The organism is Actinomycetospora sp. NBC_00405, assembly GCF_036044095.1.
Taxonomy (GTDB): Bacteria; Actinomycetota; Actinomycetes; order Mycobacteriales; family Pseudonocardiaceae; genus Actinomycetospora; species Actinomycetospora callitridis.
Window position 1 is genome coordinate 2,625,995 of sequence record NZ_CP107938.1, and the last position, 26,597, is coordinate 2,652,591.

The 26,597-nt window shown below is 74.3% G+C and carries 21 protein-coding genes; 14 read left to right on the forward strand and 7 right to left on the reverse strand.

Translation table 11 applies throughout. From position 1 onward, the window contains the following. The first annotated feature begins 27 nt into the window (after positions 1–27). The gene (locus OG774_RS12905; protein ID WP_328309979.1) at positions 28–546 is read left to right on the forward strand and encodes a MaoC family dehydratase; all 519 of its coding nucleotides are present in this window, start codon (positions 28–30) and stop codon (positions 544–546) included. Here OG774_RS12905 and OG774_RS12910 read toward each other — a convergent pair. Continuing rightward, a complete protein-coding gene (locus OG774_RS12910; RefSeq protein ID WP_328309981.1) occupies positions 500–1,210 on the reverse strand; it encodes a PH domain-containing protein in 711 nt (236 codons plus the stop codon). The two genes, OG774_RS12905 and OG774_RS12910, sit on opposite strands and share 47 nt — an antisense overlap. Positions 1,211–1,256: 46 nt before the next feature. Continuing rightward, on the reverse strand, positions 1,257–2,105 hold the full coding sequence (locus OG774_RS12915; RefSeq protein ID WP_328309983.1) for a biotin--[acetyl-CoA-carboxylase] ligase: 849 nt from the start codon (positions 2,103–2,105) through the stop codon (positions 1,257–1,259). A 79-nt stretch (positions 2,106–2,184) separates the two neighbouring features. Between OG774_RS12915 and OG774_RS12920 the strand changes: the two genes are divergently transcribed. The 6 genes from OG774_RS12920 to OG774_RS12945 all read left to right on the forward strand — a co-directional run bounded on the left by OG774_RS12920 (position 2,185) and on the right by OG774_RS12945 (position 8,578). Further along, positions 2,185–3,828, forward strand: coding sequence for an acyl-CoA carboxylase subunit beta (locus OG774_RS12920; RefSeq protein WP_328309985.1), 1,644 nt, complete (start codon positions 2,185–2,187; stop codon positions 3,826–3,828). Continuing rightward, on the forward strand, positions 3,825–4,058 hold the full coding sequence (locus OG774_RS12925; protein WP_328309987.1) for an acyl-CoA carboxylase subunit epsilon: 234 nt from the start codon (positions 3,825–3,827) through the stop codon (positions 4,056–4,058). The genes OG774_RS12920 and OG774_RS12925 overlap by 4 nt, the downstream gene beginning before the upstream one ends. A gap of 18 nt (positions 4,059–4,076) precedes the next feature. Beyond that, a complete protein-coding gene (locus OG774_RS12930) occupies positions 4,077–4,967 on the forward strand; it encodes a YceI family protein (protein WP_328309990.1) in 891 nt (296 codons plus the stop codon). Between the two features lie 70 nt (positions 4,968–5,037). Further along, positions 5,038–5,778 carry a DUF899 domain-containing protein gene (locus OG774_RS12935; protein ID WP_328309992.1) on the forward strand — a complete coding sequence of 247 codons (741 nt, stop codon included), beginning with the start codon at positions 5,038–5,040 and terminating at the stop codon, positions 5,776–5,778. 53 nt (positions 5,779–5,831) lie between these two features. After that, positions 5,832–7,694, forward strand: a complete 1,863-nt coding sequence (locus tag OG774_RS12940) for an HNH endonuclease signature motif containing protein (RefSeq protein ID WP_328309993.1) — start codon at positions 5,832–5,834, stop codon at positions 7,692–7,694. A gap of 254 nt (positions 7,695–7,948) precedes the next feature. Beyond that, positions 7,949–8,578, forward strand: a complete 630-nt coding sequence (locus OG774_RS12945; protein ID WP_328310948.1) for a Maf family protein — start codon at positions 7,949–7,951, stop codon at positions 8,576–8,578. Between the two features lie 38 nt (positions 8,579–8,616). Here OG774_RS12945 and OG774_RS12950 read toward each other — a convergent pair whose 3' ends face one another. Beyond that, positions 8,617–9,399, reverse strand: coding sequence for a hypothetical protein (locus OG774_RS12950; protein WP_328309995.1), 783 nt, complete (start codon positions 9,397–9,399; stop codon positions 8,617–8,619). Between the two features lie 240 nt (positions 9,400–9,639). Here OG774_RS12950 and OG774_RS12955 point away from each other — a divergent pair, with 240 nt between their 5' ends. The 3 genes from OG774_RS12955 to OG774_RS12965 all read left to right on the forward strand — a co-directional run bounded on the left by OG774_RS12955 (position 9,640) and on the right by OG774_RS12965 (position 13,587). Next, a complete protein-coding gene (locus tag OG774_RS12955) occupies positions 9,640–11,454 on the forward strand; it encodes an acetyl/propionyl/methylcrotonyl-CoA carboxylase subunit alpha (RefSeq protein WP_328309997.1) in 1,815 nt (604 codons plus the stop codon). An 18-nt stretch (positions 11,455–11,472) separates the two neighbouring features. Continuing rightward, positions 11,473–11,898, forward strand: coding sequence for a DUF1707 domain-containing protein (locus OG774_RS12960; RefSeq protein WP_328309999.1), 426 nt, complete (start codon positions 11,473–11,475; stop codon positions 11,896–11,898). A 276-nt stretch (positions 11,899–12,174) separates the two neighbouring features. Beyond that, complete coding sequence (locus tag OG774_RS12965; protein WP_442873985.1) at positions 12,175–13,587, forward strand: MDR family MFS transporter; 1,413 nt, start codon at positions 12,175–12,177, stop codon at positions 13,585–13,587. Positions 13,588–13,600: 13 nt separating this feature from the next. On the opposite strand, the gene OG774_RS12970 is transcribed toward OG774_RS12965, so the two are convergent. Both OG774_RS12970 and OG774_RS12975 read right to left on the reverse strand, forming a co-directional pair. Beyond that, a complete protein-coding gene (locus OG774_RS12970) occupies positions 13,601–14,062 on the reverse strand; it encodes an anthrone oxygenase family protein (protein WP_328310001.1) in 462 nt (153 codons plus the stop codon). A 141-nt stretch (positions 14,063–14,203) separates the two neighbouring features. Next, positions 14,204–15,931 (reverse strand): glycerol-3-phosphate dehydrogenase/oxidase, encoded by a 1,728-nt coding sequence (locus OG774_RS12975; protein WP_328310950.1) that lies wholly within the window; start codon positions 15,929–15,931, stop codon positions 14,204–14,206. 413 nt (positions 15,932–16,344) lie between these two features. Here OG774_RS12975 and OG774_RS12980 point away from each other — a divergent pair, with 413 nt between their 5' ends. The 3 genes from OG774_RS12980 (at position 16,345) to OG774_RS12990 (ending at position 21,630) form a co-directional block, all read left to right on the forward strand. Further along, entirely contained in the window at positions 16,345–17,067 is a 723-nt protein-coding gene (locus tag OG774_RS12980; RefSeq protein ID WP_328310003.1) for an MIP/aquaporin family protein, read from the forward strand. Positions 17,068–17,137: 70 nt separating this feature from the next. Beyond that, a complete protein-coding gene (gene glpK / locus OG774_RS12985) occupies positions 17,138–18,640 on the forward strand; it encodes a glycerol kinase GlpK (protein WP_328310005.1) in 1,503 nt (500 codons plus the stop codon). Positions 18,641–18,870: 230 nt separating this feature from the next. Next, positions 18,871–21,630 carry a helix-turn-helix transcriptional regulator gene (locus OG774_RS12990; protein ID WP_328310007.1) on the forward strand — a complete coding sequence of 920 codons (2,760 nt, stop codon included), beginning with the start codon at positions 18,871–18,873 and terminating at the stop codon, positions 21,628–21,630. Here OG774_RS12990 and OG774_RS12995 read toward each other — a convergent pair whose 3' ends face one another. Next, positions 21,631–23,028 carry an NAD(P)H-quinone dehydrogenase gene (locus OG774_RS12995; RefSeq protein ID WP_328310009.1) on the reverse strand — a complete coding sequence of 466 codons (1,398 nt, stop codon included), beginning with the start codon at positions 23,026–23,028 and terminating at the stop codon, positions 21,631–21,633. Between the two features lie 134 nt (positions 23,029–23,162). Between OG774_RS12995 and OG774_RS13000 the strand changes: the two genes are divergently transcribed. Then, positions 23,163–23,633: a gamma-glutamylcyclotransferase gene (locus tag OG774_RS13000; RefSeq protein ID WP_328310010.1), complete on the forward strand. Its 471-nt coding sequence runs from the start codon at positions 23,163–23,165 to the stop codon at positions 23,631–23,633. A 76-nt stretch (positions 23,634–23,709) separates the two neighbouring features. Here the strand turns inward: OG774_RS13000 and OG774_RS13005 are convergent, their stop codons facing one another. Further along, positions 23,710–26,484: a Tex family protein gene (locus OG774_RS13005; protein ID WP_442873999.1), complete on the reverse strand. Its 2,775-nt coding sequence runs from the start codon at positions 26,482–26,484 to the stop codon at positions 23,710–23,712. Between the last annotated feature and the right edge of the window lie 113 nt (positions 26,485–26,597).

Sequence of the window (26,597 nt, forward strand, 5' to 3'; positions counted from 1 at the left end):
CGGTCGGGGGTGGCACCATCCCGGCCCGTGACCGACCCTCCCGTGACCGACCCCTCCGTGACCGAGCCCCCCACGCCCGACCCCGAGGTGTACTTCGAGGACCTGCCCGCCGGTCGGCGCATCGCGCTGGGCTCGGTGGTCGTCGACCGCGACGAGATGCTCGCGTTCAACCGCCGCTTCGACCCGCAGCCCTTCCACGTCGACGAGGACGCCGCGAAGGCCTCGTTGTTCGGCGGGCTGTGCGCATCGGGCTGGTTCACCGCCTCGCTGTGGATGCGGTGCTACGTCGACGCCCTGCTGTCCCGGTCGGCGTCGCTGGGCAGCCCGGGCGGCGACGAGATCGCGTGGCCGGCGCCGGTGTTCCCGGGCGACCGGCTGGACGCCACGATGGAGGTGGTCGCCGCGCGCGTGTCGGCGAGCCGCCCGCAGCTCGGGCTCATCACCCTCGCGGGCACGCTGACCAGGGCCGATCCCGAGGCGGTCGTCTTCCGGTCCCGCTTCACCGGGATGTTCGGGCGGCGCGACGGCGCCAGCGACCCCGCCTGACGGGTGCGGCCTCCCCGGCCGGCTCCTCGTCGTCCTCGTCCTCGTCCTCGAGCCCGTCGTCGTCGGCGACCAGGTCGTCGTCGCTCCCGTCCTCGAGGGCCTCCGGGCCGTCCGTGTCGTCCGAATCGTCCGAGGGCCAGGCCCCCCAGTCGTCGTCCGCCTCGGCCAGGGCCAGGCCGCCCCGCTCGTCGGCGACGCCCTCGACGAGCGAGGCCAGACGCTCGACGTCGCCCAGGCCGACGAACTCCCAGGGCTCCCGGGTCCCCGCCGTCGACACGATCAGCGTGCCCGCGCCCAGGACCGAGGTCCGGCGGGTGCGCACGTCGGTGATCGTCGCGCCGGGCACGACCACGCTCTCCCGGGAGAGCACGCCCTCCCGCACGAGCAGCCGTCGGTCGGTGACGACGAGGTGCGTGCAGCGCCAGCGCACGAGCGGGAGCACCGCGAGCCACACGATGGCGATCACCGCGAGCAGCACGAGCGCGAGGCGCACCGCGGTGCGGGTGGACCCGGTGGGGATCGACCCCGCGAGCGCGGCGAGGAACGCGGCGAGGAACACCGCGACGGGCGGGACCACCGCGGGCACGAGCAGCATGCGCCAGTGCGGCCGACGGTGGGCGAGCACGTGCTCGCCGCGCCGCAGCACCGCGTCGGGGTAGGCCACGCGCACCCCCTCGACCCGCCCGGCCGTCGCCGGGGATGCGGAGAGGCTAGCGAGCCGCGGGCCGCACGTGGACCACGTCGCCCGCCGACACCACGGTCGTGTCGCCCCCGAGCTCGCGGACGGCCAGGCGCCCGTCGCGGTCGACGTCGACGGCCCGGCCCTCGAGGACACGTCCGCCGGGCAGTGTCACGGTCACCTCGCGCCCGAGCGTCGCGCACCGCGCCCGGTAGTCCTCGACGATGCCGGCCGCGACGACGTCGCCGTACGCGCCGCGCCAGCGGGCGTCGAGGTCGGCCAGCGCGCGCAGGACCGCGACGAGCACGGTCTCCCGGTCGAGGTGCCCGAAGCCCTCGGCGGCCAACGACGTCGCCCCCGCGGGCAGGTCGGCGACCACGGTGCCGACGTTGAGCCCGATCCCCACGACCAGCGTCCGGTCGTCGTCCCGTCCCCCGCCGACCTCGGCGAGGATGCCGGCGCCCTTCGCGGGCTGTCGGTCGTGGCTGCCACCGAGCAGCAGGTCGTTGGGCCACTTCAGGGCCGCGGGCACCTCTCCGCCGGTGACCTCGTCGACCGCCTCGGCGAGCGCGAGCCCGGCGAGCAGCGGCGCCCAGCCCCACCGCTCGACGGCCACCTCGCGCGGACGCAGCAGGATCGAGAAGGTCAGGCCCTCCCCCGCGCGGTCCTCCCACACGCGGTCGCGCCGGCCGCGTCCGGCGTCCTGGTGCTCGGCGACCAGCACGGTGCGGTCGGGGGCCGCGTCCGGGCCGGAGGTGCGCGCGAGCAGGTCGGCGTTGGTCGAGCCGGTGCGCGCGACGACGTCGAGCGACGCCCACGGCCCGGTGGGCGGGCCCACGGCGTGACGCAGCGCGTCCTGGTCCAGCGGTCCGGGTGCCACGCGCGCACCGTAGTGCCGCTGATCACCTCATCGGCGCGAAGCCGGGCCGTGTCGGGGGCGGTCGCTACAGTGCCGGGCCATGACCGCCGCGACGGAGCCGTTGCCGGAGCCGGACGACGCCTCGGAGGAGCCGGACGTCCACACCTCGGCGGGCAAGCTCGCCGACTGGCACCGGCGACAGGACGACGTGATCCACGCCGGCAGCGAGCGCGCCGTCGAGCGTCAGCACGCCAAGGGCCGCAAGACCGCCCGCGAGCGCCTCGACCTGCTGCTCGACGAGGGCTCGTTCCTCGAGTTCGACGCGATGGCCCGGCACCGGTCCACCAACTTCGGCCTCGAGCAGAACCGTCCCTACGGCGACGGCGTCGTCACCGGCCAGGGCACGGTCGACGGCCGCCCGGTGTGCGTGTTCTCCCAGGACGCGACGGTCTTCGGCGGGGCGCTCGGCGAGGTCTACGGCGAGAAGATCGTCAAGGTCATGGACGTGGCCATGAAGATCGGCTGCCCCGTCGTCGGCATCAACGACGGCGGCGGCGCGCGCATCCAGGAGGGCGTCGTCGCCCTCGGGCTCTACGGCGAGATCTTCCGGCGCAACGTGCACGCCTCGGGCGTCGTCCCCCAGATCTCGCTGGTCATGGGCCCGGCGGCCGGTGGCGCGGTGTACTCCCCGGCGCTCACCGACTTCACGATCATGGTCGACGAGACGTCCTTCATGTTCATCACCGGCCCGGACGTGATCAAGACCGTCACGGGTGAGGACGTCGGGTTCGAGGAGCTCGGCGGCGCCCGCACCCACAACGCCACCTCGGGCAACGCGCACTACCTGGCCTCCGACGAGGACGACGCGATCTCCTACGTCCAGGAGCTGCTGAGCTACCTGCCGTCGAACAACCTCACCGACCCGCCGCGCATCCCGGGCGAGGAGGAGACGGGCTCGGTCCCGGACGGCATCACCGAGACCGACCTCGAGCTCGACACGCTCGTGCCCGACTCGCCGAACCAGCCCTACGACATCCGCGAGGCGATCACCCGCGTCGTCGACGACGGCGACTTCCTCGAGGTCCAGGCGCTCTACGCGGCCAACATGGTCACCGGGTACGGGCGCATCGAGGGCCGCCCGGTGGGCATCGTCGCCAACCAGCCGACCCAGCTCGCCGGCTGCCTCGACATCGGGGCCAGCGAGAAGGCCGCGCGGTTCGTGCGCACGTGCGACACGTTCAACATCCCGGTGCTGACCTTCGTCGACGTCCCGGGATTCCTGCCCGGCACCGACCAGGAGTACAACGGCATCATCCGGCGCGGCGCGAAGCTGATCTACGCGTACGCCGAGGCGACGGTCCCGCTGGTGACGGTCATCTGCCGCAAGGCCTACGGCGGCGCCTACGACGTGATGGGCTCCAAGCACCTCGGCGCCGACGTCAACATCGCCTGGCCCACCGCGCAGATCGCGGTCACCGGGGCGTCCGGCGCGGTCAGCATCCTGTACCGCAAGGAGCTGTCGAAGGTGGCCGACTCCGGCGGCGACGTCGAGGCCCGTCGCGCCGAGCTCCAGCAGGAGTACGAGGACACGTTGGCCAACCCGTACGTCGCCGCCGAGCGCGGGTACGTCGACGCCGTCGTGCCGCCGTCGCACACCCGCGGGTACGTGGCCCGCTCGCTGCGGATGCTCGAGACCAAGCGCGAGACGCTGCCGCCGCGCAAGCACGGGAACGTTCCGCTGTGAGTGGGGACGATGACGCTCCGTCCCGTCCGACCCTGCGGATCGTGCGCGGCGAGCCCGACGCGGCGGAGCTGGCGGCGCTGACGGCCGTGCTGGCCGCGGCGGGCGGCGGCGGCGACGACGAGGCCCCGGACCCCACCCCGGCCTCGGGGTGGGCACGTCGCACCGACCTCGTGCGCGGCCCCGTCCACCCCGGCCCCGGCGGCTGGCGAGCCTCGGCCCGGCCCCGATGAGAGCGGGCCGGTGACCTGATGGCCCTGCTGCGCCGACGACGTCGCACACCCATCGGGGGCGAGTCGTACCGCGACTCCGACCACGCCCTCATGCCGATCCCGCCCACCGGCGGGCTCGTCAGCCTCCAGCTGCGCAACGTCGAGGGCCGTCCCCTCCCCGGGGTGACGGTCGCGATCGTCGAGAGCGAAGGCCTGCGGCGGGTGGTCACCGAGTCGCCCACCGACCCGTTCGGCTTCTACACCGCGGCCGTGCCCAGCGGCTCGTACACGCTGCGCGCGAGCCTCGGCGGCTACAGCGCCCTGACCCGCGACATCGTCGTGGGGCGGGGTGAGCACGCCGCCCTCGGCGCCCTGATCCTCAACGCCGACCAGGGCAGCACGCGCCCGTCGCCCGGCGAGTGGGTGATCGACGACGCCCACAGCAGGCTCGGGTTCGTGGCGCGCCACATCGCGCTCTCCCGCGTCTACGGGCAGTTCACGCGGTTCCGCGGGTCGATCCAGATCGCCGAGGACATCGAGGACTCGAGCATCGACGTCGTCATCGACGCGGCGAGCATCGAGACCCACAACCCTCAGCGCGACGCCCACCTGCGCTCCCAGGACTTCCTCGCCGTCGACGAGCACCCGCAGCTGCAGTTCTCCAGCACCCGCTTCGTCGTGCGGGCGGGCAACTCCTGGACGATCGACGGCGACCTGACGATCCGGGGGCGCACCAACGACGTGCGCCTCGAGACGACCTACCTGGGCACCCAGACCTGGAACGGCACGCGGATCGGCGCCACGGCGAGCACCTCGCTGCACCGCGAGCACTTCACCCTGAACTGGCAGCAGATGGTCGCCCGCGGCGTGCCCGTCGTCGGCTCGACGATCCAGATCCACCTGGATGTGCAGGCGGTCCTGCAGCTCTAGTGCTTGCGTGATGCAAGTCGCACCCCCTACCGTCGTTGCTTCACGCAAGTCGACGGACGAGGTGAGGACGATGGCATTACCGGACGTGGTCTCGCGGGAGGAGTGGCTGGTCGCGCGGCGGGCGCTCCTCGAGCGTGAGAAGGAGATGGCACGGGCACGGGACGTGCTCAACGCCGACCGGCGGCGGTTGCCGATGGTGCGGGTCGAGCCGGACTACCGCTTCACCGGCCCGGACGGCGAGGTCGGGCTGCTCGACCTGTTCGGCGGCCACCGGCAGCTCGTGCTGCAGCACTTCATGTTCGACCCGGCGTGGGACGTGCCCTGCTACAGCTGCAGCGCGATGGCCGCCGACAACGGCGAGGGCGTGCGGGAGCACCTCGCCCGGCGTGACACCGCCTTCGCCGCCGTGTCGCGGGCGCCGTTCCCGCGGTTGGAGGCCGTGGCCTCCGCCCGGGGCTGGACGTTCCCCTGGTACTCATCGGCGGGCAGCCGCTTCAACCACGACTTCCACGTGACGCTCGACGCCTCCGTCACGCCCGTGAGCTACAACTTCCGCGACGCCGACGAGCTGGCCGCGTCCGGCTCCGACTGGATGCTCGACTACGTGGGCGAGCAGCCCGGCATCAGCGCGTTCCTGCGCGACGGCGACGACGTGTTCCACACCTACGCCACCTACGGCCGCGGGGTCGAGTCGATGATGCACGCCTACCACCTGCTCGACCTCACGGCGCTGGGCCGGCAGGAGGACTGGGAGGAGCCCAAGGGGCGGGCGCCGGTGGCGCACGAGGCGGACCCGGGGTTCCGGAGCTGACGGTCGTCCCGGCACGGCCCGTCGTTGTCGGGGGTGCGCGCTAGTCTCGGGTCATGTTCGAACAGGTGTTCGCATCGTTGCCGGAGGGGGTCGCCACGACCCCGCCCGGCGCGACGCTGGGCGCCCTGTTGGAGCAGGTCGATCCGCGGGCCGTGTCGCCGCACGACACCGTGACGCTCGCGCTCGCGTGGCGCCGGCAGCTCTCGCACCACGAGGCCCGGTACGCCCGCGCCGCCCGCGAGGCGGCGCTCGCCGATCCCGATCTGCCGGGCGGCCGCCGCGAGGGCTACGGCGAGTTCGGCGCCGACGAGCTGCGGGTCGCGCTCGTCGAGTCGCGCACACGGGTGTCGAAGCTCCTGGGCCAGGCCCAGACCGCGATCGAGGCGATCCCCGAGCTCTGGGCCGCCTGGGACGCGGGGCTGATCGACGCCGACCGGGTGCGCCTCTGCGTCACCTGGACGTCCTCGCTCTCGGCGGAGCACGCCGCAAGCGTGGTGCGCCGGGTGCTGCCCGAGGCGCCGGCGCTGACCCTCGCGGGTCTGATCGAGCGCCTGCAGCAGCTGGCCACCGCGCTCGACCCGCTGTGGGCGGAGCGGCTCTACGAGAACTCCCGCCGCCAGCGGCGGGTGCGGGCGCGGCGCACCGAGTCGGGCACGGTCAACCTCTCGGGGCTCGACCTGCCGCTCGACGCCGGCGCGCTCTCCACCGCGCACGTCGAGGCGCTCGCCCTGCGCGCCAAGGCTCTGGGACACCCGGGGCTGATCGACACGATCCGCGCCGACATCTACCTCGCGCTGCTGAGTCCCCGGCCCGAGGGCTGGGCCGACGACGCCCTGGTCGCGCACGTGGCGGCGAACGCCTGCCCCACCGATCCCCGTGGGCGCCGGGCCCCGGTGCACGTCGGCGGGCCCCCGCCGGCCGGGGAGCCCGCCGACGACCGCCCCGAGGCCGAACCCCGGGATGCGGAGCCGGACGACGCGGAGCCGGACGGCACCGACGATGAGCGGGAGACCTCCTCCCGCCCGCGGGGTGGCGGCACCCGGCGGTCGCGCATCGAGCTCCGGGTCGGCCTGCTGACCCTGCTCGGCGCCGACGAGAAGCCCGGGTTCCTGCCCGGCTACGGGGTCGTCCACGCGCCGTTCGCGCGGAACTTCGCCCGCCAGTTGTGCGCGGCGGAGTGGCGGGTGGCGGTCACCGACGAGGAGGGCCGGCTGATCGCCGCGCTCCTCACCCGGCGCCGGCCGCCGGGGTACGCGACCACGCCGACGGACGTCCCCCCGATCGTGCCGCGCCCCGTCGTCGAGCTGCACGTCCGCGAGTCCGAGCTCGCCGCGCTGCGCCTTCGTGATCATCCGACGTGGGTCGCGATGCTGACCGATCTCCAGGAGCAGCTCCGGGCGTGGCGACCACCCGAGCCCCGGACGCCCGACGACGCGCGACGACGCGTCCCTCCCGCCGCGCTCGCCCGGTGGATCCAGATGCGGGACCGCACGTGCATCTTCCCGCCCTGCCGGGCGTCGGCGCTCACGGCTGACATCGATCACACGGTCGCCGTCGTCGATGACGGGCCGACGGCGGGCGCGAACCTCGACGCGGCGTGTCGGCACGACCACCGCGTCAAGCACGAGGCCGGCTGGCACCTCGCCCAGCCCGAGGCGGGGACGTTCGTCTGGACCAGCCCCACCGGCCACTCCTACGAGCGTGCGCCCCGCCGCGTCATCCCCGACGTCCCGGACCCCGCACCGGGCCGATACCGCTCGAGCACCGCCCCGGAGGGGCTGGCGTCCGACGAGCCGATCTGGACCGACGACCCCTATCCGGACGACGCCCGCACCGGCCGAGCACCGCCCGGTAGTCCGCCGCCCCGGAGCCCGCTGCCCCGCACCGGCCGCCTGCCCGACGAGCCGCCCTTCTAATGGGCCCCGCCGCCCTCCCCCGCGCGGATGTACGACGCCGACCTCGGCGGCGGGACGACGTCGCCACCGACCGCGAGGCCGCCGAGGCGGTGATCGGCGTCGTCGACGTCTGCTGTCGGCGGGACTCCGAGCGCCCGACGCACCTGTCGATCCTCGCCGGGGTGGGGCGGCCCGGCGCCGCCGGACGCCACCGTGGACAGCACCCTGGACCGCACCGCAGCCGGCACCACGAGCGCGACGTAGGGTTCCGCGACGTGCGTCTGGTCCTCGCTTCCGCGTCCCCGGCCCGTCTGGCGATCCTGCGGGCGGCGGGTGTGGAACCCCTGGTCGAGGTGTCCGACGTCGACGAGGACGCGCTCCTCGCCGAGCTGGGCGCGGACGCCGAACCGGTCGACACCGTCACCGCGCTGGCGCTCGCGAAGGCGCGCAGCGTGGCCGCGCGGATCGCCGCGACCGAGCGGGAGTGCGTCGTCATCGGCGCCGACTCGATGCTGTTCCTCGAGGGTGAGCTCGTCGGCAAGCCGCGCGACGTGGACGCCGCCCGCGGGCGCTGGGACCAGATGGCCGGCCAGAGCGCCGAGCTGTTCACGGGCCACGCGCTGGTCGCGGTCGGGGGCGGCGAACTCGGGCGCGAGGTCATCGGCCACGCCCGGACCGCCGTCACCTTCGGGGTGCCGACCACCGGCGAGCTGGAGGCCTACCTCGCCACCGGCGAGCCGCTGGCCGTGGCGGGCGCGTTCACGCTCGACGGTCGCGGCGGCTGGTTCGTCGAGGGCGTCGAGGGTGACCCGTCGAACGTGATCGGCCTGAGCCTGCCGCTGACCCGGCGCCTGCTCGCCGAGATCGGCATCGGCGTCGACGCCCTCTGGGCACGCACCGGATAGGGCTCGGTCCGGTCCGGTCCGGTTAGGGCTCGGTCCGGTCAGGGCGCCGGCACCGGCTCGTCGAGGCGCAGGGAGCGCACCACCTGGTCGGCGGCGTCGCCCTCGGCGTCGACGTCCGGCGCCGGCCGCGCGACCGCCAGTACCGTCAGGGTGCGACCCGGTGCGGCGAGGGTGCTGACGCGCACCAGGGCGCCGTCGAGCGCGCCGCCCTCGACCCGGCGCACCGAGGTGCGGGTGGGCAGGTCCGCGATCGCCGTGTCGTTGTCGGTGAGGGCGCCGGTCTCGGCACCCGGCGCGAGCAGGTCGGCGTAGGCGTCGGCCAGCCGGCGCGCCTCGGCGGCGAGGGCGTCCTCCTGGGCGGGGTCGGGCCGCGCCGGGTCGGCGCGCGGCGGCACCCGCTCGGGGTCGGCCAGGCCGACGAGCACGACGGTGCCCGCGCCGCGGCGCAGGATCGTGGCGCCCTCGAAGCGTCCGGACGGCACCTCGACGACGTCCTGGGTCGGCGCCACCCGCCAGCCGGGCAGGACGGCCAGGGTCGTGGCGGTGCCCGCGTCGGGGACACGTCCGGGTTCCGGACCCGCACCAGGCTCGGCGGAGGGCTCAGAGGACTCCGAGGGCTCCGAGGGCTCGGCAGGAGCATCAGAGGGCCCGGGCTCCTCGGGACCGGTCGCCGCAGCCGGTGAGGGAGGCGCGTCGCTCTCCGACGTCCCCGCCCCGTCCTCCGCGGCGAGGCGCGAGGCGGTCGAGCGATCGGCGTTGACGGCTCCCGCGATCACCGCGACGAGGCCCGCCAGGACCAGCACGGACACGCACGCGGCCACGGACCGCCACCACCAAGGCCTCATCGGTCGCCGACGGTATCCGCGTGACCGGTGTGCTCCGCACCCGGGCACCGGGAACACACGGTCACCCCGTGGTCACGCATGTGGTCATGGCCACGCCGGGGGGAACCACGGAGGCGGGTGGAGTACGAGAGAGTGACCCCGGCGGGCGCCCGTCCGGCCGCCCCTACACTGCCCCGACCGCCCCCCGGCTCAGCGACGATCCCAGGAGGTCTCCCGATGGCCCCGACCGCCCCCTCGGGGTTCGACCCGCTGCACACCGTCCTCGTCGCCAACCGTGGCGAGATCGCGGTGCGGGTGGTGCGCGCGTGCGCCGACGCGGGCCTGGCCAGCGTGGCCGTCTACGCCGACCCGGACCGCGACGCCCCGCACGTGCGGATGGCCGACCAGGCGTTCGCGCTCGGCGGCGAGACCGCGGCGGACTCCTACCTGGACGTCGAGAAGCTGCTCAAGGCCGCGCGCGACTCGGGCGCGAACGCGGTGCACCCCGGGTACGGCTTCCTCTCCGAGAACGCCGACTTCGCGCAGGCCGTGATCGACGCCGGGCTGATCTGGGTCGGGCCGTCGCCGCAGGCCATCCGCGACCTGGGCGACAAGGTCACCGCCCGCAAGATCGCCGAGCGCTCGGGCGCACCGCTGGTGCCCGGCACGAAGGACCCGGTGGCCGACGCCGACGAGGTGATCGCGTTCGCCGACGAGCACGGGCTGCCGGTGGCCATCAAGGCCGCGTTCGGCGGTGGCGGGCGCGGCATGCGCGTGGCGCGCGAGCGCGACGAGATCGCCGAGATGTTCGACGCCGCGGTGCGCGAGGCGGTGTCGGCGTTCGGGCGTGGCGAGTCGTTCGTCGAGCGCTACCTCGACCGCCCGCGCCACGTCGAGGCGCAGGTCCTCGCCGACCAGCACGGGCACTGCATCGTCGTCGGCACCCGCGACTGCTCGCTGCAGCGCCGTCACCAGAAGCTCGTGGAGGAGGCGCCGGCGCCGTTCCTGTCCGACGAGCAGCGCAAGCGCATCCACACGTCGGCCCGGGACATCTGCGTCGAGGCCGGCTACTCGGGCGCGGGCACCGTCGAGTTCCTCGTGGGCGAGGACGGCACGATCTCGTTCCTCGAGGTCAACACCCGCCTGCAGGTCGAGCACCCCGTCTCCGAGGAGACCAGCGGGATCGACCTGGTGCTCGAGCAGTTCCGGATCGCCGCGGGCCAGGAGCTGCGGTTCTCCGAGGACCCGACGCCGCGCGGGCACTCCATCGAGTTCCGGATCAACGGCGAGGACGCGGGGCGCGGCTTCCTGCCCGCGCCCGGCACCGTCACCCGCTTCGTCGCCCCCGACGGCCCCGGCGTGCGGGTCGACTCGGGCGTCGAGACCGGCACCGTGATCGGCGGGCAGTTCGACTCGATGGTCGGCAAGCTCGTCGTCACCGGCGAGGACCGCGAGCAGGCCATCGCCCGCTCCCGCCGTGCCCTCGACGAGCTCGTCGTGGAGGGCCTGCCGACGGTCATCCCGTTCCACCGCGTGGTCCTGGAGGACCCGGCGTTCACGGCTCCTGAGGGCGCCGAGTCGTTCGTGGTCCACACCCGCTGGATCGAGACCGAGTTCGACAACCGGATCGAGCCGTTCCAGGCCGCCGAGCCGGCCGAGGACGACGAGGAGAGCGCGCCGCGGCAGACGGTGGTCGTCGAGGTCGGCGGCAAGCGTCTCGAGGTCTCGCTCCCCGGCGACCTCGCCATCGGCGGGGGCGGGGGCGGCGGCCGTGGTGCGGCGCCGAAGAAGAAGTCGCGCAAGCGCTCCGGCGGCGGCGCCAAGGTGTCCGGTGACGCGATCACCGCGCCGATGCAGGGGACCGTCGTCAAGGTCGCGGTCTCCGAGGGCGACACGGTCGCGGCCGGCGACCTCGTCGTGGTCGTCGAGGCCATGAAGATGGAGAACCCGGTCACCGCCCACAAGGACGGCGTCGTCACCGGCCTCACCCTCGAGGCCGGCGCCAGCGTCAACCAGGGTGCCGTGATCTGCGAGATCCCCGACGCCGGCTGATCGGCGCATACTTGCTCCATGGCCGATGTCGGGGCGCACGAGCGGGAGCTCGCCATGGAGGCCCTCGACGCGCACCGGCGCGCCGGGCGCCTCGAGCGCGAGGAGCACGCCAGCCGCTGCGCCGCGGCCTCGCGGGCCGGCTCGCGCTCCCAGCTCGACGCCCTGTTCCGGGACCTGCCCGAACCGCACCCGGCCTACCCCTCCGGCGCCCCCGCCGCGCCGGCCCCGCCGCCGACGGACCCGCCCGCGGTCCCGGACCTGCCGGAGCTGGTGGCCCCGACCGGGGCCGCCGTCGCCCGGCACGCGGGCATGATCTCGATGCTGACGCCGGTCGCCGCCGCGCTCCTCTTCGCGGTGAGCGGCGGGCGGTTCCCGTGGGTCTTCCTCCTCGTCCCGATCATCATCGCGGCCGTGGCGTTCGTCTCCCACCGCCACCAGCAGTAGGACGTTCGCGCTCGGCGCAATGTCCCCCGATCCCGGAACACGGACGCCTGACCAGGCGTTGACGTCGTCGTTGCCGGGTGCGGCGGTGCACGCCCGGTCGGCCCCCGTTCGCCAAACCGCTCGCCTGTCGGGGGTCCGTGTGATGCTCTTCCAGACCGGCCGTGACCGCCACGGCCGTCGCCCTGAGGGGGAACGATGACCGGCCAGACCCCAGGCGGGTCCGACACCGCCGGACCCAGCACCACCAGTGGGTCCGCGCGGCCGATGGTGATCATCATGACGCTCGTCGTCTCGGCGTTCGTGATGATCCTCAACGAGACCATCCTCAGCGTGGCGCTGCCGCACCTCACCGGTGACCTCGGCGTCTCGGCCACGACGGTGCAGTGGCTGACCAGCGGGTTCCTGCTCACGATGGGCGTGGTCATCCCGACCACCGGCTACATCCTGCAGCGGTTCACGCCGCGCCAGGTCTTCCTGGCCGCGATGACCCTGTTCAGCCTCGGCACGTTGATCTGCGCGCTGTCGCCCGGCTTCCCGCTGCTGCTCGCGGGCCGCATCGTGCAGGCCACCGGCACGGCGGTGATGATCCCGCTGCTCATGACCTCGGTCATGAAGCTGATCCCGGCCGACCGGCGCGGCGCGACCATGGGCACGATCTCGATCGTCATCGCCGTCGCGCCCGCGATCGGGCCGACCATCGGCGGGCTGATCCTCACCTCGCTCGACTGGCGCTGGATGTTCTGGAGCGTCCTGCCCCTCTCGCTGGCGGCGCTCGTCGTCGGCTTCGTGATCTTCAGGCTCTCCAGCGAGACCCGGTCGACGCCGCTCGACCTGCTCTCGGTGGCCCTGTCGGCGGTGGGCTTCGGCGGCATCGTCTACGGGTTCTCCACGCTCGGGCACGGCGGCGACGCCGCGCTCCCGCCGTGGGCGGCGCTGGTGATCGGCGTCGTCTCGCTGGCCGTGTTCATCGCGCGCCAGATGAAGCTCCAGCGCACCGAGTCGGCGCTGCTCGACCTGCGGCCATTCGGCCACAAGCCGTTCGTCGTCGCGATCATCCTGTCGGCGCTGCTGTTCATGACGCTGCTGGGCGCGGGCGCGATCCTGCTGCCGATCTACCTGCAGAACGTGCTCGGGGCGAGCGCGGCTGTCACCGGCCTCGCCGTCCTGCCCGGTGGTCTGCTGCTCGGCTTCATGGGCCGGCCCGTCGGCCGGCTGTTCGACCGCGTCGGCGCCCGGCCGCTCGTGATTCCGGGCGCCATCGGGCTCGCGGTCTCGATGTGGCTCTTCGCCGCGCTGGGTGCCTCGGCGTCCCTGTGGATGGTCATCGTGGTCCACCTGGTGCTGATGGCCTCGCTCGGGCTGATGATGACGCCGCTGCTCACCGAGGGGCTCTCGGTGCTCCCCGAGAACCTCTACTCGCACGGCAGCGCGATCCTCACGACGCTCCAGCAGGTGGCAGGCGCGGCCGGCACGGCCGGCTTCGTCACCATCGCGGCCATCGGGTCGACGGCGGCCACCGGGTCGCCGGACGCGGCCGGCCTCCGGCTCGCGTTCATGGCGGCCGGGGTCATCGGCCTGATCGCCGTCGGCGTCTCGTTCATGGTGCGACCCAAGTCGGAGCGCACCCAGGCCGACATCGAGTCCGTCGGCACCGACGAGACCTCGCCGGCGCCGGTCGCGGGGCACTGAGCCCCGGACTCGGTCAGAGCAGGAGCGCTACCGCACCGACGGTGGCGAACGCCGTGCGCACGAGGTGCGCGCGCACCCACGGACGCTCGAAGGCCTCGCGGGCCCGGACGATGTCGCCGGCATCGTCCGGGTCCGCGCGGTCGAGCGCGGTGTTGAGCGGGATGTTCACCGCCACAGTCGTCACGATCGAGGCGACCTGCAGCACGGCGCCCACGAGGATCGCGAGCACCGGCGCGCCGGCCACCAGGGCCAGCACCAGCGCCACGACCGCGACACCGGGCGCGCCGAGGAACAGCACCACGAACGCCGGCCGGACGATCACGCGGTTGACCGTCTGCATCACCGACACGAGCACCCGGTCGGGCAGGCGGGCCAGTGACGGCATGATCACCACGCTGAACGCGAGGTAGAACCCCGCGAGCAGGGCGGACAGCACGCCCGCGAGCAGGGTCACGGCCGGGACCACGTTCGTCATACCGACAGCACAATGCCCGGCGCCGGCTGCAGCCAGTGCCGGGCGTCCGGCGTCCGTGCCCGCCCGTCCGGAGCGAGGGCGTCCTCGACTGCGCCGGACGCAGCGAGGGCGACCCTCGCTCCCCCTTGAGAGGGTGTGCTCTCAGCCGGTGCCGAGCGCCGCGAGCCTCGGGGCCCGCGGGTCCGGCGCGGCGACGCGCAGCTTGTCGGCCTCGACGTCGGTGTCGACCGACTGCGACTCGCGCTCGGCCTCCACGCGCTCGATGTACGAGCGCACCTCGAGGTCGCGCTGCTCGTCGGACCAGCCCAGCAGGGTCGCCATCTGGGCCCCGACGGACTCGGCCGAGTCGACGCCGCGGTGGGCGTACTCGATGGAGATGCGGGTGCGGCGGGTGAGGACGTCGTCGAGGTGGATGGCGCCTTCGTAGGCGACCGCGTAGGCGATCTCCACGCGCAGGTAGTCCGGCGAGGCCGGTACCGGCTCGAGCAGCGACCGGTTCTCGTCGCCCATGGCCAGCAGGCCGTGCAGCAGCGAGCCGTAGCGGTCGAGCAGGTGGCGCACGCGGTGCGGGTGCAGCCCGTGCTGCTTCCCGAGCTGCTCGGCCTGGTTGACCAGCGCGAAGTAGCCGTCCGCGCCGATGAGCGGCACGCGATCGGTGACCGAGGGCGCGACCCGGGTGGGGATGTCCTCGGCCGCGGCGTCGATCGCGTCGGCGGCCATCACCCGGTAGGTCGTGTACTTGCCGCCCGCGATCGCGACGAGACCCGGCATGACCCGGGAGACGGCGTGCTCGCGGGAGAGCTTCGAGGTCTCCTCGCTCTCCCCGGCCAGCAGCGGCCGCAGGCCCGCGTAGACGCCCTCGATGTCGTCGTGCGACAGGGGCGTCACGAGCACGGAGTTGACGTGCTCGAGCAGGTAGTCGAGGTCCTTGCGCGTCGCCGCGGGGTGGGCCAGGTCGAGGTTCCAGTCGGTGTCGGTGGTGCCGACGATCCAGTGGTTGCGCCACGGGATGACGAACAGCACCGACTTCTCGGTGCGCAGGATCATCCCGGTGTCCGACGGGATCTTGTCCCGGGCGACGAGGAAGTGCACGCCCTTCGAGGCCTTGACCCGGAAGCGGCCACGGGTGCCCGCGGCGTGCTGCATCTGGTCGGTCCACACGCCGGTGCAGTTGACCACCACCGACGCGCGGACCTCGGTCTCGCGCCCGGTCTCGACGTCGCGCACACGGACGCCGGCGACCCGGTCGACCTCGTGGAGGAACTCGACGACCTGCGTGGAGGTGCGGACGACGGCGCCGTACTGGGCGGCGGTGCGGCCCACCATCATCGTGTGGCGGGCGTCGTCGGCCTGGGCGTCGAAGTAGCGGATCGCCCCGACCAGCGCGCTGCGCTTGAGTGCCGGCGCCATCCGCAGCGCCCCGGACCGGGTCAACTGCTTCTGGTGCGGCAGCGAGCTCTTGCCGCCGATCGTGTCGTAGAGCGTGACGCCGGCCGTGACGTACGGGCGCTCCCAGTGCTTGGTCAGCGGGTACAGGAAGCTGACCGGCTTGATCAGGTGCGGGGCGAGGCGGGTGAGGCTCAGCTCGCGCTCCCGCAGGGCCTCGCGCACCAGCCCGAAGTCCAGCTGCTCCAGGTAGCGCAGCCCACCGTGGAAGAGCTTCGACGACCGGCTCGACGTGCCCGAGGCGAGATCGCGGGCCTCGACGAGGGCCACCTTCAGCCCGCGGGTCGCCGCATCGAGTGCCGCCCCGGTGCCGACCACGCCGCCGCCGACCACGACCACGTCGAACTGTTCGGAGGCGAGGCGGTCCCACGACCGCGCCCGGTCCCCCGGCCCCAGACGGGCGGGCTCCGCCGCCGCGTCCAGCTCCTCGGCCGGCGCGGCCGTCCCGGCGTCCGGGCCCGCCGCGCTGCCGTCCTGCGTGCCTCGTCCAGCGTCCACGTCCGACCCCTCTCTGCCGATGCTGTCTCCGAGGTGGCACAGGGCCCGACCGCGTGCCGCGACGGGCCGCGGGCGCCGGCGCCCCCGAGGACGCTCTCGTGTTCCACGCTAACGCGCCGTCGCCACTGCAGCACCGTGCAGCCGGGCCAGCTCCCTGCTCCTTCCCCCACATGGAGTGCCCCGAGTCGGACCACGCCACCCTGAGATCGGCCGCAAGCGTTTACACGTGTGGAACACGCCACTAGCGTCCTGACGATCACGTCCGGCCTCGACTCCCACTGGGTCGGGGTTCGGACGCGGCATCAGGGGTAACGGGTCGCCGTCCGACAGGAGCCGTCGTGGGCGCTGGAAGCATCATTCTCTCGGAGTTCCTCGGCACCATGGTGCTGCTCCTCTTCGGGTGCGGCGTGGTGGCGAACGTCCTCCTCACCCGTACCAACGCCGACGGGGACACGGCGTCATGGGTGCTCATCACCTTCGGCTGGGGCTTCGGCGTCTTCGCCGGCGCCAGCATCGCCGACGCGTCCGGCGGCGCGATCAACCCCGCCGTCACCCTCGGGAGCGCCATCAACGGCGGGACACCCTGGTCGGACGTGCCCTGGTACCTGATCGGCCAGTTCCTGGGCGCCTTCGTCGGCGCGGCGCTCGCCTGGCTCGTCTACAAGCTGCAGTTCGACGCGAACGAGGACAACTCGGGCACGCTGAACATCTTCTCGACCAACCCGCCGATCAAGAAGCCGGTGTGGAACCTGGTCACCGAGACCATCGCGACGTTCGCGCTGGTCCTCTTCCTCCTGGTCAACCCCTACGGCTCCAGCCCGGCGATCTACGGCGCCGCCGCCGCGGTCGTCATGGGTATCGGCCAGGCCCTCGGTGGGCCGACCGGCTACGCCATCAACCCCGCCCGTGACCTCGGGCCGCGCATCGCCTACGCGGTGCTGCCGATCCGCGGCAAGGGCCGCCCCGACTGGGGCTACTCGTGGGTCCCGGTGATCGGCCCGCTGATCGGTGCCGTGCTGGCCGCGCTCGTCGCGATCGTCGCCCCGGTCTCCGCGACCTGATCCCCGGCCGCCCCCGGACCCGCGGCGGCCCCTGCCTTCCGTCCGTCCCGACTCGCCAGGGAGCTCTCGCATGACCCAGTACGTCGCCGCGATCGACCAGGGCACGACGTCGACCCGATGCATGATCTTCGATCACTCGGGTCAGGTCGTCGCGGTCGATCAGCTCGAGCACCAGCAGATCTTCCCCAAGGCCGGGTGGGTGGAGCACGACGCCTCGGAGATCTGGGTCAACACCCGCCAGGTCTGCGGTGGGGCCCTGGCCCGCGCCGACCTCGACGCGTCCTCGATCGCCGCGGTCGGCATCACCAACCAGCGCGAGACCACGGTCATCTGGGACAAGTCGACCGGCGAGCCCATCCACAACGCCATCGTCTGGCAGGACACGCGCACCCAGGCCATCTGCGAGGAGCTCGGCGCCCTCGGCGGCGGCGCCGAGCGCTACCGCGCGAAGACGGGTCTGCCCCTGGCCACCTACTTCGCGGGGCCGAAGGCGCGGTGGATCCTCGACAACGTTGACGGCGCCCGCGAGCGGGCCGAGCGTGGCGAGCTCGCGTTCGGGACGATGGACACCTGGGTGCTGTGGAACGCCACCGGCGGCATCGAGGGCGGGCTGCACGTCACCGACCCGACCAACGCGTCGCGCACGCTGCTGATGAACATCGACACCCTGGAGTGGGACCCGCAGCTCTGCGAGGAGATCGGGGTGCCGATGGCGATGCTCCCCGAGATCCGGTCCTCCTCGGAGAACTACGCCCCGATCCGGGCCCGCGGCACGTTCCGCGACGTCCCGGTCGCCGGCATCCTCGGCGACCAGCAGGCGGCGACGTTCGGGCAGGCCTGCCTGTCCGTCGGCGAGGCCAAGAACACCTACGGCACCGGCAACTTCGTGCTGCTCAACACCGGCACCGAGAAGGTCGAGTCGAAGAACGGCCTGCTGACGACCGTCTGCTACAAGATCGGCGACGCCCCGCAGATCTACGCGCTCGAGGGTTCGATCGCCGTCACCGGCTCGCTGGTGCAGTGGATGCGCGACAACCTCGGGATCATCACCTCGGCGCCGGAGATCGAGGAGCTCGCCAAGAGCGTCGACGACAACGGCGGCGCCTACTTCGTGCCGGCGTTCTCGGGCCTGTTCGCGCCGTACTGGCGCGCCGACGCCCGCGGCGCGATCGTCGGGCTCACCCGCTACGTCAACAAGGGCCACCTCGCCCGCGCGGTGCTCGAGGCGACGGCGTTCCAGACCCGCGAGGTCATCGACGCCATGAACGCCGACTCGGGCGTGCCCCTCACGACGCTCAAGGTCGACGGCGGCATGGTCGGCAACGAGGTCCTCATGCAGTTCCAGGCCGACCTGCTCGGCGTCGAGGTCATCCGGCCGCAGGTCGCCGAGACCACGGCCCTGGGCGCCGCGTACGCGGCCGGGCTCGCCGTCGGCTTCTGGGACTCCGAGCAGGACATCCGCGACAACTGGGCCCAGGACAAGGTCTGGAACCCGCAGATGGACGCGACCCTGCGCGACGAGACCTACGCGCAGTGGAAGAAGGCGGTCACCCGCACCTTCGACTGGGTGTGACCGGCAGGTCGCCCGAGCGGCCGGTCCCGGCACACAGGCGCCGACACGGGCACGCCGCGCCGGCGCCCGGGTCGGTGCCGGTCCGACCTCCGCGCCCCGCCCATGGGGGGGACGGGCGGGACGAGCTGTCGTCGACGGCCGCTCGGGCAACACCGTCCACCTTCGTCGGCCGCGGAGGCCCTCGCCCCAGGCAGAATCCCTAGTCGTCCGTGGCTCCGGGGGGAGGACGCGTGGAGGGTGTCGGTCGTGCCGCCGAGCTCGGCCGTCTGCTCGACGTGGCGCGGCGGGCGCGCACCGCCACCCCGCCCCCGATCCTGATCACCGGGCCGGCCGGGATCGGCAAGTCCGAGCTCGTCGACCGGCTGCGCCGGCACGTCGAGGGTCCCGACGGTCCGGCCGGTCCCGACGGGATGACCGTGGTCCGGGCGGTGGCCCCCGACGTCGAGGTGAGCCACCCCGGCACGCTGCTCGGACGCTGCCTCGCGGCCGCCCGCGCCGCCGGCGCCCGCCCCGCCGACGTCCCGACCGGCCCGTCGCGACCCGGGGCGGCGGCGCTGCTCGCCGCCCTCGAGGACCTGGCCGACCGTCGGCCCGTGCTGCTCGTCGCGGACGACCTGCACCGCGCGGACCCCGAGTCGCTCGCGACGCTGCGGCGCCTGCTGCGCCGGCTGCCCCCGCTGCGCGTGATGACCGTGCTCGCCGGTCACGACCGGCCCGACGACTGGCTCGAGCCCCCGCCCGGCGACGCGTGGCCCGAGGACACCGTGCGGCTGACCCTCCGCGGCCTCACCGACGCCGAGGTGGCCGAGCTGGCCCGGGAGATCGACCCCGACGTGACGCCGTGGACGGTCGCGCGCCTGCGCGAGGAGACCGACGGCAACCCGATGTACCTGCGGGCGGTGCTCGCCGACAGGGACTCCACGAACAGGGACCTCACGAACAGGGACCCCACGGACAGGGACCTCGCGGGCCGGTACCGGCTCGGGCGCCCGCGCCCGCCCGGGTCGCTCGCCGCGGGCCTGCGGCGGCGGCTGGCCGGCGCTCCGCCGAGGGCCCGGGAGGCGCTCGAGGCTCTGGCCGTCCTGGGCGAGCCGGCGTCGGTGCACGTCCTGCGCACCCTGACCGGCCACGACACGGTGTCGGAGGACTGCGCCCCCGTGGTGCGGGAGGGGCTCCTCGAGGCGCAGGTCGACGAGACCGACGAGATCCTCTCCTACCGGTCCGCCCTCGTCCGCGACGCCGTGTACGGGAGCCTCCCGGCCGCCCGGCGCCGCGCCCTGCACCGGCACGCCGCCGACCTCACCGGCGGCACGGCGCACTGGCGCCACCTCGTGGGGAGCACCGACGGTCCCGACGCCGGCCTCGCCGACGCCCTGGAGAAGGCGGCGACCAGCGAGTTCGAGCAGGGCGCCCTGGTCGCGGCGGCGGAGTACCTCCTGTGGGCCGCCGCCCGCAGCGCCGACGAGCGCGCCCGGGCCGCTCGCCTCACCGAGGGCGTCCGCCTCTTGGTGCACGCGGCGCGGGAGGGCCACGCCCTGGCGCACACCGCCGAGATCGAGGCGCTCCCCGACGGTCCGGCGCGCTCGGAGCTGCTCGGGCTGCTGGCCTTCGCCCGCGACGAGGTCACCGCGTCGCGCGACCTGCTGGTCGCGGCGCGGGCGGGCATGGTCGACGGGACGGTGCCGGGCGAGTCCGTCGCGCGGCTCGACCTCGAGCTGGCCTACGTCCACTGCCAGCTCGGCGACGGGGAGGCGGCCGTCGGCGCGGCCGACGACGCCCGCCGCCAGATCCCCGAGGCGCACCGTCTGGTGCCCCTCGCCCGCGCCTTCCTCGCCGCCGGCACCGCCCTCACCGACGGCCCGGCCCGCGCCACCCCCTACGAGCTCGCCGCCCTCACCCAGCGCGGCATCCTGAACGGGCTCCTCGGCCGGCTCGCCCCGGCGTGCGCCGACCTGACCGTCGTCGCCCGGCGCCGCGGCACCCCGCTCGCCCACCTGCTCGGGGTGTCCGCCCAGGTCCACCTCATCTGGTGCGACTACCTGCTCGGCGAGTGGGACGCCGCCCGCCGCGAGCTCGAGGTCGCCGTCGAGGCCGTCACGCGCCACGGGCGCAGCTTCGACCACGCCACCCTCTGGTCGCTCTCCTCGATCCTGCACGCCGGGCGCGGCGAGTACGACGCCGCACGGGCCGACCTGGCGCGCGCCCGGACGCTGGCCGAGACCGCCGACTTCCTCGGGCCGCGGATCCACCTGACGCTGGCCGACGCCGCCATCGCGCAGGCCGAGGGCCGCGCGGGGGACGTCGCGAGCACGCTGAGCGCCCTGACGCCCGACGAGCTCGAGCCCGACCGCGTCCAGCTGTACTCGGGGTGGTGGCTCCCGGCGCTGGTCGACAGCCACCTCGACACCGGACGGCTGGACAGCGCCGCGCGAGCCCTCGCCGCGCTCGACCGGGTGCCGTCGGCGGGCAGCTGCCTGCCGGTCGCGCGGGCCTGGCTCTCCGGTCGGCTCGCGGCGGCCCTCGGCGACCTGCCCGGTGCGCGCCGGGCCTTCGAGGCCGGCCTCGCGCTGCCCGCCGACGGCGGCGAGCCCGGCTGGTACCGGACACGGCTGCGCCACGCGTACGGGGCGACGCTGGTGCTCGCCGGCCACCGCTCCGCCGGCCGGACCGCCCTCGACGCCGCGGCGGACGCCTTCAGCCGTCTCGGCGCCCGCCCGTTCCTGGAGCGCTGCCTGGCCGACCTCGCGGACGCGGCCGATCCCGCCGACCTGGCCGTCGGGGCCGACCCGGCCCGTGGCCGCTGGGCCGACGACCTCACCGACCGCGAGCGGGAGGTCACGACGCTCGTCGGGCGCGGGTGGACGAACCCGGAGATCGCCGCCGAGCTGTTCGTCTCGACCAAGACTGTCGAGTACCACCTGCGCAACGTCTACGGGAAGCTCGGCCTCCGCGGCCGCCGCGCGCTGCGCGACCGGGTGCAGAGCCGCTGACTAGTCCAGATCGTCGTGCTGCATCAGGCGACGGCCCGCCTCGGTGACCGAGCCCGAGAGCGAGGGGTAGATCGAGAACGTGTGGGCGAGGTCGTTCACCGTCAGGTTGTTCTGCACGGCCATGGCCAGCGGGAGGATCAGCTCGCTGGCCACCGGCGCCACGATCACCCCGCCGATGACGACGCCCGTCGCCGGTCGGCAGAACACCTTGACGAAGCCCTCGCGCAGGCCGGACATCTTCGCCCTGGGGTTCGTGCCCAGCGGCATGATGACCTCGCGGGCGTGGAACTCCCCGCTCTCCACCTGAGCATGGCTGATACCGACGGTGGCGACCTCGGGGCGGGTGAACACCGCCGAGGCGACGGTCTTGAGACGCAGCGGGGCGACGCCCTCGCCCAGCGCGTGCCACATCGCGATCCGGCCCTGCATCGCCGCGACGGACGCGAGCGGCAGCAGGCCGGTGCAGTCGCCGGCGGCGTAGACGCCGGGGATCGCGGTGCGGGAGACGCGGTCGACGTCGATGTGACCGCTCTCGCGCAGCTCCAGGCCGATGTTCGCGGCGCCGATGTCGGCGGTGTTCGGCACCGAGCCGACCGTCATCAGCGCGTGCGACCCCTCGACCTCCCGCCCGTCGGACAGCGTCACCCGCACCCCGTCGGCGGTGGCGACGACCTTGTCGGCCCGCGAGCGCGGCTCGATCGTCACGCCGCGCTCGGTGAACACCTCCTCGAGCGTCGTCGCGGCGTCGGGGTCCTCGTGGGGCAGGACGCGGTCGCGGCTGGAGATCAGCGTGACGGGCACGCCCAGCTCGGCGTACGCGGAGACGAACTCGGCGCCGGTGACCCCGGAGCCGACCACGATGAGGTGCTCCGGCAACGCCTCGAGGTCGTAGATCTGGCGCCAGGTCAGGATCCGCTTCCCGTCCGGCTGCGCGTCTGGCAGCACGCGCGGGGACGCCCCGGTGGCGACGAGGGCGACGTCGGCGGTGACCGTCTCGGTGGAGCCGTCGGGGTACGCGATGCAGACGTCGTGGGTGGCGCTGGTGCGGTCGCTCTCCTCGAACCACGCGCGGCCCTGGACGACGCGCACGCCCTCGGCCTGCAGCTTCGCGCGCACGTCGGCGGACTGGGCGAGGGCGAGCCCGCGCACGCGGGCGTTGACACGCGGCAGGTCGACGCGCGGGTCGTCGACGTCGACGCCCATCTCGGCCGTCGCGCGGAACCCGGCGCGGACCCCCGCCGAGGCGATGAAGGTCTTGGAGGGCACGCAGTCGTAGGCCACGCAGTTGCCGCCGAGGCTGTCCTCCTCGACGACGGTGACGTCGGCCTCGTGCTGGGCGGCGACGAGGGCCGCTTCGTACCCGGCCGGCCCTCCACCGAGGATGACGATGCGGGTCATGCGGTGCTCCTCCTGCAACCTGTGGTGACTCCCAGTGTCCCCCGCCCCGGTGATCGGTACGCACCGATGGTGTTCCTGAACTCGACGGACCGGGTCGCGGCCGGAGCCCACCCCGGCTGACTACCCTGTCCGCCGTGCCGCTCTACGCCGCGTACGGATCCAACATGGACCCCGAGCAGATGATGCAACGGGCGCCCCACTCCCCGATGTCGGGGACGGGGTGGCTCGAGGGGTGGCGCCTGACCTTCGGCGGGGAGGACCTCGGGTGGGAGGGCGCCCTCTCCACCGTCGTCGAGGACCCCGACTCCCGCGTCTTCGTCGTGCTCTACGACGTCAGCCCGCTCGACGTCGACCAGCTCGACCGCTGGGAGGGGGGCGAGCTGGGGATGCACAAGAAGCTCCGGCTGCGCATCCAGACGATGGACGGGCCGCAGCTCGCCTGGGTCTACGTCCTCGACGCCTACGAGGGCGGCCTGCCGTCGGCGCGCTACATCGGGGTGCTCTCCGACGCCGCCGAGGGCGCCGGAGCCCCCGACGACTACGTGCGCGCCCTGCGCGAGCGCCCCTGCCGCTCCGTCGGACCCGGGCCGGGCTCGGAGCTCTAGCCACCGGACCCTCTGGACACCGGACCTCGGTGACGAGACCCGCGCCGGGCGCGGGTTCCGCCACCGAAGCCGAAGCTCAGCTGTCGTAGCCGGCGCGGCGCAGGGCCTCGGCCATGGCGCCGTTGGTGGGCGCGGACCGACGGTCGCGCGAGCCGCGCTGGTCGCGGCCGCCCTGACCGCCCTGGCCGGGCTTGCCGCGGTCGCCACCCCGGCCCCGGTCGCCGCCCTTGCCCCGGTCGTCCCGGCCCTGACCGCCGCGCTCTCCCGGGCCGCCCTGGCCCCGGCCGCCGTCCCGCCGGCCCCGGCCACCGCGCTCGCCGGGCTTCTGGTCAGCAGCCCTCTGGTCGGCAGGCTTCTGGTCGGCGGGCTTCTGCTCGGCCGGCGCCCCGGTGGCCGGTGCCTGAGCGGCCGGCGTCTGCTCGGCGGGCTTCGGCTCGCCCTGGCCGCGTCCGCCACCCCGGCCGCCACGACCACCCCGGCGTCGGCGCTCGCCGCCGCCCTCGGTGGGTGTGGCGGCGGCGTCCGACGGCGTCGCCTCCGTCGGCGGCGCGGCACCCGGACGTCCACGCCCCCCACGGCCGCGGCCACCCCGGCCGCCACCGCCGCCGGCGCCACCGGGCCGCGCGCCGCCGGTCTCGGCGGGCTGCTCCTCGTCGAGGCGCAGGGTCAGCGAGATGCGCTTGCGCTCGACGTCGACGTCGAGCACCCGCACGCGGACGACGTCGCCCGGCCCGACCACCGAGCGGGGGTCGGACACGAAGTCCTTCGACATCGCCGAGATGTGCACCAGACCGTCCTGGTGCACGCCCACGTCGACGAACGCGCCGAACGCCGCGACGTTGGTCACCTGGCCCTCGAGCACCATGCCCGGCGTCAGGTCGGTGATCGCCTCGACGCCCTCGGCGAACTCCGCGGTGGTGAACTCGGGGCGCGGGTCACGCCCGGGCTTGTCCAGCTCGGCGAGGATGTCGACGACCGTCGGGCGCCCGACGCGCTCGTCGGTGAAGGTGTCGGGGTCCAGGCTCGTGAGCAGGGCGGTGTTGCCGAGGAGGCCCTCGACGTCGTGGCCGGTCGACTCCGCGATGCGGTGCACCACCGGGTACGACTCCGGGTGCACCGCCGAGCGGTCGAGGGGGTCGGGGCCGCCGGAGATGCGCAGGAAGCCCGCGCTCTGCTCGAACGCCTTCGCGCCCAGGCGCGGCACCTCGCGCAGCGCGGTGCGCGACGCGAACGGCCCGTGCTCGTCGCGGTAGCCGACGATCGTGGTGGCGAGCCCGGTGCTGATGCCCGACACCCGGCGCAGCAGCGGCGCCGAGGCCGTGTTGACGTCGACGCCGACGGCGTTCACCGCGTCCTCGACGACGGCGTCCAGCGAGCGCGACAGGGCCGTGCCGGCGATGTCGTGCTGGTACTGGCCGACGCCGATCGACTTCGGGTCGATCTTCACGAGCTCGGCCAGCGGGTCCTGCAGGCGCCGCGCGATCGAGACCGCGCCGCGCAGCGACACGTCGAGGTCGGGCAGCTCGGCCGACGCCTGCTCCGAGGCCGAGTACACCGACGCGCCGGCCTCCGAGACCACCGCGGCGGTGAGCCCGAGATCGGGCTCACGGGCGATGAGGTCGCGGACCAGGGCGTGGGTCTCGCGCGAGGCCGTGCCGTTGCCGATGGCGACCAGCTCGACGCCGTGCTCGCGGGCCAGCTCGCCCAGGCGGGTGCGCGAGGCCTCCCACTGCCGGCGCGGGACGTGCGGGTGGATCGTGTCGGTGGCGACGACCTTGCCCGTGCCGTCGATGACCGCGACCTTCACGCCGGTGCGCAGGCCCGGGTCGAGGCCGAGGGTGGGCCGGGCGCCGGCGGGGGCGGCCAGCAGCAGGTCGCGCAGGTTGCCGGCGAACACCAGCACCGCGCCCTCCTCGGCCACCTCGCGGAGCCGCACCCGCAGGTCGACGACCAGGCGGGACAGGATGCGCGTGCGCCACGCCCACCGCACGGCGTCGGTGAGCCAGCGGTCGGCGGGTCGGCCGCGGTCGGCGACGCCGACGGCCGCGGCGATGCGCGAGAGGTAGACGTCGGAGATCGCGGTCTCCTCGTCGTCCGCGGCGAGCGGGTCGAGCGAGAGCGCGAGGACCTCCTCGGTCTCGCCGCGCAGCACGGCGAGGATCCGGTGCGACGGCAGGCGGGTGAACTTCTCGTCGAAGGCGCCGTAGTCGGAGAACTTCGCGGCCGCGGTGTCGCCCTCCCCGCCGCGCCCGTCGCGGTAGGTCGCCGTGAGCCGGCCGCGACGCCACATCTGCTCGCGGAGCTCGCCCACGAGGTCGGCGTCCTCCGCCCAGCGCTCGACGAGGATCGCGCGCGCGCCGTCGAGGGCGGCGTCGCGGTCGGGCACGCCGTGGTCCGGGTCGACGTAGGCGCCGGCCGCGGTGCGCGGGATGTGGGTGGGGTCGGTGAGCAGCGCGTCGGCCAGCGGCTCGAGGCCGGCCTCGCGGGCGATCGCGGCCTTGGTGCGCCGCTTCGGCTTGAACGGGAGGTAGACGTCCTCCAGGCGGCTCTTCGTCTCGGCACCGAGGATGCGCGCGGCGAGCTCGTCGTCCAGCTTGCCCTGGCCACGGACCGACTCGAGCACCGCGGAGCGCCGCTCCTCGAGCTCGCGCAGGTAGGTCAGGCGCTCCTCGAGCGTGCGCAGCTGCGCGTCGTCGAGACCGTCCGTCGCCTCCTTGCGGTAGCGGGCGACGAACGGCACCGTCGCGCCGCCGTCGAGGAGCTCGACCGCGGCGCGCACCCGGCTCTCGGCGACGCCGAGCTCGTCGGCGATGCGGCGGGTGACCGGGGGCAGGACAGGGGCGACGGACACGCCCGGACCACCCTCATCGGTGGTCGGGACGTCCGTGGCGGTCACCGTTGCATCGCTCACGGCCGCCATCGTGCCCGACCGTTCGCCGGGCGCGCCAAGCAGATGCGTCCGGG